The organism is Bacillus mesophilum, assembly GCF_008923265.1.
GTDB classification, from domain to species: domain Bacteria; phylum Bacillota; class Bacilli; order Bacillales; family Cytobacillaceae; genus Cytobacillus; species Cytobacillus mesophilum.
In genome coordinates this window covers 258,276-272,418 of sequence record NZ_WBOT01000004.1, presented here as the reverse complement: position 1 = coordinate 272,418, position 14,143 = coordinate 258,276, and the positions used below count along the sequence as shown (strand labels likewise).

General features: G+C 39.8%; 11 protein-coding genes. 7 read left to right on the top strand and 4 right to left on the bottom strand.

The window, feature by feature from the left end; all coding sequences use genetic code 11:
* Positions 1 to 110: 110 nt before the first annotated feature.
* A complete protein-coding gene (locus F7732_RS14455) occupies positions 111 to 1,571 on the bottom strand; it encodes an alanine/glycine:cation symporter family protein (RefSeq protein ID WP_151574732.1) in 1,461 nt (486 codons plus the stop codon).
* Between the two features lie 217 nt (positions 1,572 to 1,788).
* Between F7732_RS14455 and F7732_RS14450 the strand changes: the two genes are divergently transcribed.
* Positions 1,789 to 3,000: an MFS transporter gene (locus F7732_RS14450; protein ID WP_151574731.1), complete on the top strand. Its 1,212-nt coding sequence runs from the start codon at positions 1,789 to 1,791 to the stop codon at positions 2,998 to 3,000.
* Between the two features lie 72 nt (positions 3,001 to 3,072).
* Here the strand turns inward: F7732_RS14450 and F7732_RS14445 are convergent, their stop codons facing one another.
* The 3 genes from F7732_RS14445 to map all read right to left on the bottom strand — a co-directional run bounded on the left by F7732_RS14445 (position 3,073) and on the right by map (position 6,780).
* Positions 3,073 to 4,344, bottom strand: a complete 1,272-nt coding sequence (locus F7732_RS14445) for a S8 family peptidase (RefSeq protein ID WP_151574730.1) — start codon at positions 4,342 to 4,344, stop codon at positions 3,073 to 3,075.
* A gap of 535 nt (positions 4,345 to 4,879) precedes the next feature.
* A complete protein-coding gene (locus F7732_RS14440) occupies positions 4,880 to 5,875 on the bottom strand; it encodes a zinc-binding dehydrogenase (RefSeq protein ID WP_151574729.1) in 996 nt (331 codons plus the stop codon).
* Between the two features lie 161 nt (positions 5,876 to 6,036).
* The gene (gene map / locus F7732_RS14435; RefSeq protein WP_151574728.1) at positions 6,037 to 6,780 is read right to left on the bottom strand and encodes a type I methionyl aminopeptidase; all 744 of its coding nucleotides are present in this window, start codon (positions 6,778 to 6,780) and stop codon (positions 6,037 to 6,039) included.
* A 266-nt stretch (positions 6,781 to 7,046) separates the two neighbouring features.
* On the opposite strand from map, the gene F7732_RS14430 reads away from it, so the two are divergent.
* The 6 genes from F7732_RS14430 (at position 7,047) to F7732_RS14405 (ending at position 14,108) form a co-directional block, all read left to right on the top strand.
* Positions 7,047 to 8,783: a LytS/YhcK type 5TM receptor domain-containing protein gene (locus F7732_RS14430; RefSeq protein ID WP_151574727.1), complete on the top strand. Its 1,737-nt coding sequence runs from the start codon at positions 7,047 to 7,049 to the stop codon at positions 8,781 to 8,783.
* On the top strand, positions 8,784 to 9,512 hold the full coding sequence (locus F7732_RS14425) for a LytR/AlgR family response regulator transcription factor (protein ID WP_151574726.1): 729 nt from the start codon (positions 8,784 to 8,786) through the stop codon (positions 9,510 to 9,512).
* Between the two features lie 251 nt (positions 9,513 to 9,763).
* Positions 9,764 to 11,218: a carbon starvation CstA family protein gene (locus F7732_RS14420; protein WP_151574725.1), complete on the top strand. Its 1,455-nt coding sequence runs from the start codon at positions 9,764 to 9,766 to the stop codon at positions 11,216 to 11,218.
* 71 nt (positions 11,219 to 11,289) lie between these two features.
* A complete protein-coding gene (locus tag F7732_RS14415; RefSeq protein ID WP_151574724.1) occupies positions 11,290 to 12,201 on the top strand; it encodes a ketopantoate reductase family protein in 912 nt (303 codons plus the stop codon).
* Positions 12,202 to 12,347: 146 nt separating this feature from the next.
* Positions 12,348 to 13,070, top strand: coding sequence for a DUF3784 domain-containing protein (locus F7732_RS14410; protein ID WP_151574723.1), 723 nt, complete (start codon positions 12,348 to 12,350; stop codon positions 13,068 to 13,070).
* A gap of 81 nt (positions 13,071 to 13,151) precedes the next feature.
* Positions 13,152 to 14,108, top strand: a complete 957-nt coding sequence (locus F7732_RS14405) for a calcium/sodium antiporter (protein ID WP_151574897.1) — start codon at positions 13,152 to 13,154, stop codon at positions 14,106 to 14,108.
* Positions 14,109 to 14,143 lie beyond the last annotated feature (35 nt).

Below are 14,143 nucleotides of genomic sequence, written 5' to 3'. Positions count from 1 at the left end.
TTGTGCATTTTCAGTGTCATACTCACTTTTTATTTACAACATAAAGCTTTTTTATTCTAACAAACTAAAAGATGCCCAGCAATAGCGCTGGACACCTCTGATGGTATTATTTATGAAACCTTATCCTTCTCTTCTTCAAGATTATAGCCATTTTCCCAATACTCAGCATTTTTAATGCCAAGCTTCGTTGAGTTGAATACAGGATCCAGTCCTTGTTTCTTTTGTGCTTCATAATCTTTCAAGGCAATAAGAGCTGGCTTTGTTAAAATGAGGATGGCGATCAAATTCAGCCATACCATCAATCCGAGACCAACGTCTCCAAGCGCCCAGGCAAGCCCTGCTGTTTTAACTGCTCCATAAAATGTTGCGCCTAAAAGGACTAATTTCAATATAAACATTGCCGGCTTTATATTCTTGCCTTTTACTAAATATGCAACATTTGTTTCTGCGATATAGTAATACGCCATAATCGTTGTAAATGCAAAGAAAAATAATGATACAGCAACAAAACCTGCTCCAAACCCAGGAAGAACGGATTCAACAGCTTCTTGAGTGAAACCTGCACCCGCTTCAACTCCTGGAAGATTCTCTACAAGGAAGCTTCCATCAGGGCCAACTGTATTGTACATATTCGTAAATAAAATCATAAATGCTGTTGCTGAACACACTAATAACGTATCAATATATACAGAGAAAGCCTGAACAAGTCCTTGTTTGGCAGGGTGTGATACCTCTGCTGCTGCTGCTGCATGAGGACCAGTACCCTGACCAGCTTCGTTAGAGTATATCCCCCGCTTTACACCCCATGCAATCGCACTGCCCACAATACCGCCAAACATCGAATCAGCTGCGAAGGCACTGCGGAATATGAGTGAAAATACTTCTGGAACTGCACTAATGTTCATTCCGATAATAATAAGAGCAACAATCATATATCCTACTGCCATAAAAGGCACAGCATACTGAGCAACAGTTGCGATTCTTTTAACACCGCCGAAGATAATTAAAGCTAATAATATTACAATAGCTCCACCAGTTACATACTTACTGACACCAAATGCGTTTTCAATCCCGACAGAAATTGAATTGGACTGAACACCAGGCATGAGGATTGCCATTGCCAGTAAAGCTGCAAGTGCAAATAGAACGGCATACCATTTCACCCCTATGCCTTTTTCAATATAATAGGCTGGGCCGCCTCGGTATACCCCGTCTTTCTTAACCTTATAAATTTGGGCAAGCGTTGATTCAACAAACGCACTTCCTGCACCAATGAATGCAATTGTCCACATCCAGAATACAGCACCAGGACCACCCATTGCGATTGCAGTTGCAGTACCTGCAATATTACCTGTCCCTACACGGCCGGATAATGCAAGCGATAAAGCCTGAAACGAAGAAACACCTGCTTCTGAGCTTTTCCCCTGAAACATTAGCAAGAACATATCTTTAATATGTCTTACTTGAAGAAATCTTGTAATGATTGTAAAAAATAGTCCTATTGCCAAACAAATATAAATGACAGGGTTGCTCCATAAAACATTATTAAGACTGCCTACGAATTCTTCCAAGCTAAAACCTCCTCTTTATTCTGAATTTTTACCATATTAAGAATTATAGGACATATGTAAATTCAATACAATCATTTTTTTTGACATTTTCAATAGAAAAGGAATTGGACTAGTTATTGTCTTGTTAGGTCATACTTAAATCACTTTCATTTTTCTGAAATTTCCGTTATGCTTATATTTAGGAAAACGAAATATCTTCAAGAAAGAAGTGTTTTTATTGAATCAGCAATCAAAGAGAAATCTCTTCATCATGTGGTTTGCCAATTTCTTCATAGCCGGAAGCATGACAATGGTATTGCCGTTTATCTCCTTGTACATTGAGACATTCGGAGACTTCTCCTCTGCTTATGTTCAGCATTGGTCAGGATGGACATTCGCCATTACATTTGTGACTGCTTTTATCTTCTCACCTATATGGGGAAGAATTGGGGATTTATATGGCCGCAAAAAAATATTGATTATTTCTGGTCTGGGCATGGGGGTATCCATCTTTTTAATGGGTTATGTCACTTCTGTCGGACAGCTTTTTACATTAAGATTATTCATGGGTATATTCACAGGATTTATCAGTGTCTCCCAAGCGTATATTTCCACACAAACTCCTAAAGAAATTGCTGGACGTGTTCTCGGCACGCTTCAGACAGGAAGCATTACCGGCTCCTTAATGGGACCGCTGCTAGGCGGAATCCTCGCAGATACTTATGGCTACGCAAGTACATTCCAGGGAACTTCCTTTGCCATTATTCTCTCCGCGATCCTCGTGATGTTTACAAAAGAATATGTAATCGAACGCACGAAGGGAACAAAGCAAAAATATTCCAGCAAAGAAGTTATTTTACACATCATCCGCCATCCCGTTTTATTAACCGTTATGCTCATTTCCTCCTTAGTTCAAATCGCGCATTTTAGTATTCAGCCTATTTTATCTCTATATGTCAGCGAGCTTCATGGACCAGAAAATCTCGCTTTCTTTGCAGGAGTTGCCTTTTCGGCAGCAGGAGCAGGAAATTTATTAATGGCACGTAAATGGGGGAAAATCGGAGATCAGCATGGCTATATTAAGGTGCTTATCATCCTATTATTATTGGCTGGTATTTTCTATATTCCAGGCGGATTCGTCACCAATATGTGGCAGCTTGTGCTTGTTCGGTTTCTGCTCGGAGTGACCATCGGCGGCATTATACCAGTGCGTGTCGCATATATTCGCCAAGAGGCACCGCTCTCTATGCAAGGCGAGGTGCTCGGCTACAATACGAGCCTGCGATTCCTTGGCAACGTCATTGGACCTGCAATGGGCGGAATCATCTCTGCTTATTTTGGTTTTACAGCCGTCTTCCTGCTTACAAGTTCACTTCTGATTATAAGCGGTCTTATTTTACTTGCATCAACACATCGGCACCCAGAGCTATCGAAGGATTCGGTGACTTAAATTTATAAAAGAAAGCAGTCCAATTCGAATTGGACTGCTTTCTTTTTTGATAACACTGTCTTCTTTTTCAAATTATCTTACACGCGGGAAGCCAAATCCTGAAGCATAATCATCTCCAGTTGCAGCACCAGTTCCGCCTTTAATATCATATTGAATGGCCCGGTTTCTTAATTCCGTGCGAAGCTGTGTGTGTGACCAAGATGGATTAGAAGACCAGATTTTTGCTGCTAATCCTGCAACATGCGGAGTCGCCATTGATGTTCCGCTGATTGTATTATAGCCGCCGCCTATCCATGTTGATTCAATGTTCGCACCTGGAGCAGAAACCTCAATATCTCTCTCCTGAATGACATAGTCACCATCTGTATTTGGATTTCCTCTTGAAGAGAAGTTTGCAACTCGGTAAGTTCCGTTTTGCTGTACATTTTCAAGAGCGGCAACAGCAACTGCGTTTGGCAAGGCGCCAGGATATCCAATTGTATTGCTTGAAGGACCGCTATTACCTGATGCAGCAACAACTAATACACCTTTGCTGTATGCATAGTTTACCGCGTTTGTGATTAATGTGTCCTTACCAGCTGAACCTAAAGACATATTTATAACTACTTTAGAGCCTGTTCTTGATGCTTCATCTGCTACATGGCGAATGGCGCCAGCAATATCATCCGAATAACCTCGGCCATTATCACCAAGCACTTTATATGCCCAGAGTTTCGATTGAGGAGCAACACCATAAATACCCAATCCATCATTGCCTCCATGCGCTAATACACTGCCAGCCACATGTGTTCCATGCCCTTGTCTGTCCGTACAAGAACCGTTTACGAGCGGATTCGATTGTGTAAAATCTTTACATTGTTCAGCTGATCCTGCCAGGTCAATATGCGATGTATATACGCCTGTATCAAGAACAGCTACTTTAATGCCGCTTCCCCCTGATGTGGCTCTAATGCCGCTATCATTATAAATCGCCTGAATGCCCCATGGTGTCTGGTCACTAGGAACTGCGTTTATGTCATTTGACAGGCTATTTTGTTTGCGATTTGCCGAAGCCGTTTCTACCTTTACCTCCTGAACAATTTCTACTTTAATATTTTTATTGTTCTGCAGTGCTTGATATTGTTTTGCATTTACTGTTGTAGTGAATCCATCATTGCCAAAATTCCAGCGGGGTTCATGCTGCGACTGCAGACTTGCTTTTGCTGAAGAAGATCCTTGAATTAACACACGATAGGTTTCTTTTGCTTCTGCTGCAGAATCCTCCTTTGCAAATGCATTTCCTGTGAAAAGAGATACGCCCAAAGTCAAACTAAGTAACACGGCACCAAGCTTTCTTTTTTTCATCCTTTTTCTCCTCTCCATTTTTTATTTGTGTTTCATGGATGTGACCTCAGTATAGTTAAAATTTCCAAATTAAAACATATGTCAAACTATGCAACATTTACACTGTGAAAATTAAGTGAAGTTTCATAGATATAAAAAAGTAACAGGAAATATGGATTAATTCATATTGATTTAGTGGGATATTAGCTCAGAAGCACTAACTAATCTGCTGTGAAGCTGCAAAGAAAGCAACTAAAAAGGGGGGCATTTGGTTGGATAGATCGTGTGGATTTACACGGCATTAAGTTCAACCCAATATATTCCAGTCAGTAGAGTGTAACTTTTTCAGAAATCCTTTAATATGGTGGATGCTGCACGAGGAATTGAACGATAAATGCAGAAAATGATTGAAGTCTGCCTGAAAATTCTCGAAAATATCTTCGAATTGACCAGGAAAATCAGGAAAAGGATCAATACCCTTTAGGAAATGATCGAAAAAAAGATAGACTAGCTCGCAGCTAATCTATCTTTCTGTCTTTCTACCTGTCTTCATTCGTTATTCACCGATTCGAAAGGCAATCTTTCCAAGTTGTTTCGCTTCTTCAAGTCTTTTAAAGGCTGCTTCATATTGATCTAAAGAGTAGACTTCATCAAGAACCGGTTTGATGCCGTGTTTCTCAATAAATGAAAGCATTTCTAAGTATTCCTCTGCACTTCCCATTGTCGATCCAAGCAAATTAAACTGGCCGTAGAAAAATTCCCGTAAATTAAATTGAAATGTATCACCTGTTGATGATCCAAATGTTACGATGGTTCCGCCTTTTCGCAATAAAGACATAGACTGATTAAAGGTGGCAGCACCTACAGATTCAATAATTAAATCCATACCTATACCCCCAAGTGCCTCTTGCCAGTCTTCATTGCTGTCAACTGCTTGTTTTGCTCCTAACTTCAGCGCAGCGTCACATTTCTCTTTGGAACGGGAGCTAACATATACTTCAGCACCTGCAGCAACTGCAAACTGCAGCAGGAATGTAGCTACTCCTCCGCCAATCCCGGGAATAAACACTTTCATCCCTTTTTTTAGCTTTCCTCGAGTAAATAAGGCGCGGTATGCTGTTATTCCGGCAAGTGATGTGACGCCCGCTTCCTCCCATGTTAAGAAATCTGGCTTAGCAACAGCATTTTCTGCCGGTATGGTAATATACTCGGCAAAAGTGCCGTGATAAGGCAATCCCACAATCTCGAAGCCAGCTGGTGGCGCATCGCTGTTGTCCTTCCAGCCAAGACCGGGGTTAATCATGACTTCTTTGCCAATGAGGGATGGTTCCACCCCTTCTCCAACAGAATCAATGATTCCTGCACCATCAGATCCGATTACTAGGGCAGGATCAGCAGAATGATGGCGGTGAAGAACAAATAAATCACGATGATTTAGTCCTGCTGTCAGAAGCTTTACCCTTACTTCCCCTTGAGCAGGTTCCGGTTTATCTAATGTCCTATACAAAAGGCCTTCCATTCCATTTGTGCCTTCATGTGCTAACGCTCTCATTTATACCACTCCTTATTCAGATTCCTAGTTCCATACTACAAGGAAAAGTACTTTAGGATCAACAATCTGACTTTTTATTTTTTTGAATAGTGGCAATTCACAAAACTGTTTACAGAAATTAAATGAGGCATACCCCTCATGCAGGCATGCCTCATTCTTACTTATAAAGTTAAAATAATAGGCTGATCTTTAGTAATGACTACCGTGTGTTCACATTGAGCCACAAAGCTTTTATTTGGTGTTACGAATGTCCAGCCATCACTAAGCTCGATGACTTGATCGTCTCCAGATGAAACGAATGGTTCGAAAGCGACAACCATTCCTTCTTTTAAAAGCTGGTTATCCCAAGGTTCGAAATAGTTAAGGATATGATCAGGAGCTTCATGAAGCGAGCGTCCTATTCCATGTCCAGTTAGATTCATAATAACTGTATAGCCATTGTTTTTCGCTGTATTATGAACAATTTTCCCGACCTGACTAAGCTTTGAGCCGGCTTTTAATTTCTTTAAACCTTCATCAAACGCTTTTTGAGCGGTCTCGCATAAATGAGTTAATTTTTCATTTTGTCCGCCTACAACGAAGGAACGTCCCGTATCAGCAAAATAGCCATTCTTCGAACCAGAAACGTCTATGTTCACTAAATCTCCATCTTGGATTACGCGGCTGCCGGGAATCCCGTGAGCGACCTCCTCGTTAACACTAATACAAGTGAAGCCAGGGAAATCATATTCGCCTTTCGGACCTGAAATAGCTCCATTTTTTTCAAAAAGTTCTCCTGCGTAATCATCAAGTTCTTTAGTGGTTACGCCAGGCTTTGTCTTTTCAATCATTTTATCTCGGATTTCCGCTACAATGCGGCCAATTTCTTTTAGAGCTGCTAAGTCTTCTTCCGTTTTAATAATCATTTTACATCCTACCTTTTTAAAAGTTGTATCATTATTATAGTCTATTTTGCTGGAGAGTAGTAATGAATGCACTTAGTTTAAGAGCAGACACCCGTGTCATCGTACAGCTGGACAGCTAAAGACGTTCAACGTAATTTCAATTGTGAATGAACCACTCTCTGATTTGAGAAGCTTCCTCTTCTTTAATCATGTTAAAATGTAATATAATGTATGAGATTCAGCTGACTTAATATGTTTAAATATTATACTTTCAGAGGAGGCTTGGCATGTTTGAGCTCCTGATCACCATGGTTGAGCGTCTTGGAATTATTGTTACGATCGCATTTGTCTTAACACGTTTTAGCTTCTTTCGTGACATGATTCATCAAGAACGGTTAGATACACAGCAGCAATATAAAGCGATCATTTTTTTCGGTTTCTTTGGCATTATCGGTACATACTCTGGAATGGCGTTAGATACTGGCACACAGCAATTTGACCGCTGGGTGGCAGAACTTACTTCAGATGAAGCGATTGCCAATTCACGTGTGGTTGGCGTCGTACTAGCCGGCCTGCTGGGCGGCTATAAGGTCGGGATTGGAGCAGGAATCATTGCGGGCATTCACCGTTTTACATTAGGCGGATTTACAGCACTTGCCTGTGGCTTGGCTGCGATGTTAGCCGGGATCATTGCGGGATTTTTTCATAAAAAAGATCGCCATGTAAAGCTCCCTGCTGCTTTTTTCATTGGCGCATTAGCCGAGTCTGTACAAATGCTGATCATTCTCTTAATAGCCAAACCATTCGATAAGGCTTTAACACTTGTTGAAATTATTGGTCTGCCTATGATATTAGCCAACGGACTTGGCTCTGCTCTCTTCTTATTAATTATTAAAAATGTGATCAATGAAGAAGAAAAAGCCGGGGCAGCACAGGCACAAAGAGCACTAAGGATTGCAGACCAAACACTTGCATACTTGCGAAAAGGGATGAATGCCCAATCTGCAAATGCTGTCTGTCATATTTTACATAAAGAAATACAATCAAGTGCTGTTGCCATAACAAACACTACAGAGATTCTTGCTCATTTGGGGCTTGGTGATGACCATCATAAAGCAAACAGCACAATCCAAACACAAATTACGCGGGATGTAATCCAAAATGGCGAGCTTGTGATTGCAAAGGATGATACGATCCATTGCCGAAATAAGGATTGCCCGCTTGGAGCAGCTGTTATTGCACCTTTAAAGCAGCGCGGGGAAACGATTGGCACACTTAAATTCTACTTCAGTTCAGAAAAAGAAATTACCAATCTATCCATTGAACTTATTACAGGTTTGAGTCTGCTTTTAAGCAATCAGCTTGAAATGGCACAAGCCGAAAAAGCGTATCAGCTGGCACAAGAGGCAGAAATTAAGGCTTTGCAAGCGCAAATCAGTCCTCATTTCTTATTTAATACGTTAAACACCATTATCTCATTAACAAGAATTGATCCTGATAAAGCACGCAGCCTGCTCGTATCACTTTCTCTCTTTCTCAGAAAAAACTTAACGGCCACCACAGTCACAATGACCACACTGGAACAGGAATTAAAGCATACAAAAGCATATCTGGCTATTGAAGAAACCCGTTTCTTCCACAAGCTTACTGTAGAATATGATATTGATGAAGAAACGCTCCTCGAAAAGATTCCTCCGCTGACACTGCAGCCTATTGTGGAAAATGCGATTAAGCATGGGATTAAGGATAAAGAGGAAAATTGTATTATTTCCGTCTCCATTAAAAAATATTATGAAGCAGTAAAAGTATCGGTTACAGACAACGGGAATGGCATAACAAAAGAAAGGATCAAGGAGCTTGGCGTTAAAGAAGTTCATTCACAAACAGGATCTGGTCTTGCCTTGTATAATGTAAATCGCCGTCTCACCATGATGTTCGGCAAACAGTCTGCTTTAAAAATACACTCAAAAATAAATGAAGGTACAAGCATTCATTTTTTATTAAATACGATGGAGGAAACTTAATTGGAAAAGCAAATTTCCGTGTTGATTACCGATGATGAACACTATAGCCGTGAAGAGCTGAAGCATCTTCTCTCCTCCTTTCCAAACATCAATGTAATTGGAGAAGCGGAATCTGGAGAAAGTGCTGTGATGAAAACAATTCAGCTGCAGCCTGATGTTGTCTTCCTTGATGTCGAAATGCCAAAGATGAACGGAATGGAAGCTGCAAAAATTCTAATAGAGTTGAAAAAGAAGCCTATCATTATTTTTGCAACCGCTTATCCGCAGTTTGCCGCTGAGGCATTTCGCTACGAAGCAACAGACTATTTACTTAAACCTTATGACGAAGAACAGCTTGCTGACACAATCGGGAGAATCTCTAAACTACTGACGGTGAATGAGAACACGCAGCTTCGGCCAGCAGGAAAACTTGCCGTCGAAGAGAATGGAGAGATCTTATATGTAGACCCCATTGAGATTTTGTATGTTTCCCGTGATGATAAAGTCACAAAAATCATTTCAAAACAAGGATCCTTTGAAACAAAGCTTCCGCTCAAGGATTTAGAGAATCGCCTTTCTTCTTATCGTTTTTTCAGAATCCATAAAAGCTATATCGTTAATCTGGATTATGTCAGTAAGCTCAGCCCATGGTTTAACGGTGCATATCAGCTTGAACTTGAAGGAAACAGTGAAAAATTGTCTGTAAGCCGAAATTATGTTAAAGCTCTTCGTGCTAAATTAGAAATCTAACTTACTGCTCTTCATAAAAAAGCAGTTTTTATGAGGTGAGCTGCCGTTTATATTCTAGACGGCAGCTCACCTTTTTCTTTTTTCACTTTATACAAAACCCTTTCATACACTCACATTTATCCGTTATTTTGCATCTTAGAAAGCCTTTTCAACATATTAACCTCTTAATCTTACATCTTAGTCACAAAATGTTCATATTTCTCTATTGATCTTTTATACTGATTGTAAACGCATACAAGGGGGAATTATTTATGATTACTTTTCTTGCCTCTATCGCACTTTTAATTATCGGATATTTTACTTACGGCAAGTACGTAGAAAAAGTATTCGGCGTTAAAACGGCGAGAGCAACTCCAGCATATACGCATTCTGACGGAGTCGATTATCTGCCAATGAGCACACCGAAAAACTCATTGATCCAGCTTTTAAATATTGCTGGTACGGGGCCAATTTTCGGACCCATTATGGGAGCGCTCTACGGTCCTGTTGCTTTCATTTGGATTGTTATTGGCTGTATTTTTGCAGGTGCTGTTCATGATTATTTAACAGGGATGATTTCCATCCGCAACCGCGGTGCCCATTTACCAGAGCTTGCGAGCAAGTTCCTTGGCAAAGTGATGAAGCATGTTGTTAACGCATTTGCAGTACTTCTTCTGTTACTAGTCGGAACTGTATTCGTTTCTACACCAGCAGATCTATTATATGTGCTTTCAGACGGAAGCGTAGCTCTATGGATTATCATTGCAGCTATTTTCTTATACTATGTTTTGGCTACTTTACTGCCAGTTGATAAAATTATCGGCCGCTTATACCCTTACTTCGGGGCACTTCTCATTATTAGTGCACTAGGAGTAGGAATTGGTCTAATTGTAACAGGTGCAAAAATTCCTGAGATTTCATTATCAAATTTCCATCCTGATAATTTACCAATCTTCCCGCTTATTTTCTTTACGATTACTTGCGGTGCATTATCTGGATTCCATGCAACACAAACACCTATTATCTCTAGAACAACTCAAAAAGAACAGCAAGGCCGTAAAATTTTCTACGGAATGATGATTGCTGAAGGTATTATTGCTATGATCTGGGCAGCTGCTGCGATGAGTATGTTTGATGGTTACAACGGTTTAAGTGACATGCTTGCAAACGGTGGTCCTGGTGCTGTTGTATCAGAAGTATCTACTACTCTTCTTGGCGCAATTGGGGGTACACTTGCGATCTTAGGGGTTGTGGTTTTACCGATTACTTCCGGTGACACAGCGTTCCGAAGTGCACGTATGATCATTGCAGAATATATTAACATGGCTCAAAAGAAATTTTCTTCACGCCTATGGATCGCACTTCCATTATTTGCAATATCTGTTATTCTGACGCAAATTGACTTTAACATCCTATGGAGATATTTCAGCTGGGCAAACCAAGCAACTGCCGTTATTGCATTGTTTGTAGGAGCTATGTATCTATATATTGCGAAAAAGAATTATTGGATCTCTTTAATACCAGGAACATTTATGCTCGTCATGGTATGTACCTATATTTTAAATGCACAGATTGGATTTAATCTTCCGATGAATATTTCATGGATTGTATCTGCTGTAGCGTCCACAGTGTTGGTTGTCCTATTCTTTAGAGCAGCGAAAAAGGCGCGAGCCAATAATCTTCCGCTTGAAATTGACATCTCTGATTACAATAAAAATATCGCATAATAAAAATTGCTTTAGAAGAAGGGCACGTGCAGAAAGCATGTGCTCTTTTACCTTATAAGGAGGAATTGAAATTGAGAATTTTAGTTGTTGGTGCTGGAGCGATCGGCGGTTATTTTGGCGGCAGACTTGCTGAAAAAGGTGAAGATGTAACATTTTTAGTAAGAGAGAAAAGAAAGGAATACATTGATCAGCATGGACTTTCGATTGAAAGTGTGAACGGCAGCATGCAGCTTGCTCCTAAAATGATTTTAAGCGGAGAGAAAGCTGATCCATTTGATATTATTTTGCTTTCTGTAAAATCCTATCATCTCGATCAGGCTGTCGCGAGTATGAAGCCTTATGTTGAAAAAAATACATATATTCTTCCCCTCCTAAATGGGATCGCTCATCTTGATCTATTGCAGGATGTTTTTGGCAAAGAGAAAGTCCTAGGCGGTTTATGCTTTATTGAAACCACTATCGGCGAATCCGGAAATATTCTTCAAATGAGTCCTCTTCATGAGCTTGTGTTTGGACCGCTGCCATCAACAGAACGTGCGAACCTGCCTCAATTAAAAGAGGTGTTGTCAGGCACGAAGGCAGAGATCCGCTACTCTGATTCTATTGAACAGGAAATGTGGCATAAATATGTGTTTATTTCTGTCTTATCTGGTGTGACCTCTCTCTTTCGCTCGCCTATTGGTCCAATCCGAGACGATCAAAATGGGCAAAGCGTTATTCAATCTGTCGTAGAGGAGGTTACTGGGATTGCAAAAGCGATAAACGCTCCTGTGGCAGAAAATCTGCAAGAGATCGTTTTAAATAAACTGCAAATACTTGGTTTTCAAATGAAATCGTCTCTTCAGCGAGATATGGAAAAAAACCTTCCAACTGAAGGTGATCACTTCTTTGGATATTTGCTGCAACAAAAGAATTCATATACCTCTTCACCTGTCCTTTCAGCAATTTATTCAAATATCACTATTTACGAAAAGTCACTATAAAGGTAAAAAGCAGCAGGATCACACTGCTGCTTTTTTTTTTCACATTTTTCATTTGTTATCATGTAAAATATGACATATCAGTTAATTTTTATCGATGATAAAAATTAACTGATTTTTTGCAGATATTTAAGATAAGGAGGACCTTCTTGGCTGGATTAATCGTAACTTTAGTTATAATGATTATTATATTTAGTCTTCTAGGCTGGGCAGTTCGATTTAAACAAGCTTACTATCTTATTTCAGGCTTTAACACGATGTCAGAGGATGAACAAAGGCAGCTGATTCAAAATGGATATCCTCAAAAGGTTGGCAGTTTGCTGATCTGTACAGCAATTGGGACACTGGTGCTGCTGCCTTTGCTCTTTACGCCATTTCCCTATGCATTTGAAGTTATTTTCGGGTTCATATTGCTCTTTTTGCTTGGAGGGTTTGTTTATCTATCCAGATATGAACTCAAGCATAAAAGGAAGAAAGGCTATATTATTAGTATTTCGTTATTGATTATAGTAGTTGGCGGCGTAGCTCTATTAATGACATTTACTTACCAGGATTATGAAGTCATATTGGAGAATAAAAAGATGGAAATCACAGGGATGTATGGACAGCAATGGCCAATTGATGAGCTGAAATCAGTGGAGCTGCTTGATGAAATGCCTGAAATCGGATTTAAAACAAATGGTGTTGGAGTTGGAACCTTGGCTAAAGGGCATTTTAATGTAAAAGGATACGGAAATAGTTTGCTATATATATTTACAGACAGCAACCCGATTATTTTAATTGAAACTAGTAAAAAACCCATCTTTTTGAATAATCAATCTCCAACTGTAACAGAGGATTGGTTTAACAAGCTTCGGAAGTACTTGCAATAAAAATCCAGTGTTTTCATGAATATTATTTTGGGAATGATATAGTTATGAATAGATCAAGTAAAATTGGGAGGGTAACCATTGATGACATACATACTGTTAATTGCAGGCTTTGCGCTGTTAATTTTTGGAGCCAACTTCTTTGTAGATGGTGCTTCTAAAATTGCAGGGTTTCTAAGAATTTCCCCTCTTTTAATCGGTTTAACCATCGTTGCTTTTGGCACGAGTTCCCCGGAGGCTACGGTTAGTATACTGGCCGCATTAGAAAATAATGCAGACGTGGCAATTGGAAATGTTGTAGGGAGTAATATTTTCAATATATCTCTAGTTGTAGGACTTACTGCCATAATTTTTCCCTTACAAGTCGAAAGTACAACGATTAGAAAGGAAATTCCTTTTACGCTTCTGGCAAGTGTTGCATTATTTATCTTCATTGGCGATGTTTTTCTTGATGGCAGTTCAGTCAATGTCATTACAAGAAGCGATGGCTATATACTTCTGCTGTTTTTCGCCGTATTTTTATACTATTTATTTGAAGTAGCAAGAAAAAACAGAACTGAGGCCCCAGCTGATCAGGTTAAAGCAACACCTGCTTTATGGGCAAAACAGATCGCCTTTACATTGCTTGGTCTTGCTGCAATAATATTTGGCGGTGATCTTGTTGTCAGCAGCAGTACAGAAATTGCTTATACCTTGGGCATGAGTGAAACCTTAGTAGGATTAACGATTGTAGCGATCGGAACTTCCTTACCTGAGCTTGTTACTTCCATAGCGGCGGCAATAAAGAAGGAAAGCGAAATTGCGCTAGGTAATATTGTCGGCAGTAATATCTTTAATATTTTATTTGTGCTCGGTGCCTCGGCTGCTATCGCACCACTGCCTGCAGATCCAAAAATCTTCGTAGATATGGTCATTATGATTCTGTTAACCATACTCCTTTTGATCTTTTCTCGCTCACATTACAAAATTGGCAAATTTGAAGGGATTATATTAGCCGCAGCATATATCATTTATCTTGTTTATATTATCATGAGAAATTAGATAAAAAGCCGGTTCTATGGAACCGGCTTTTTTGA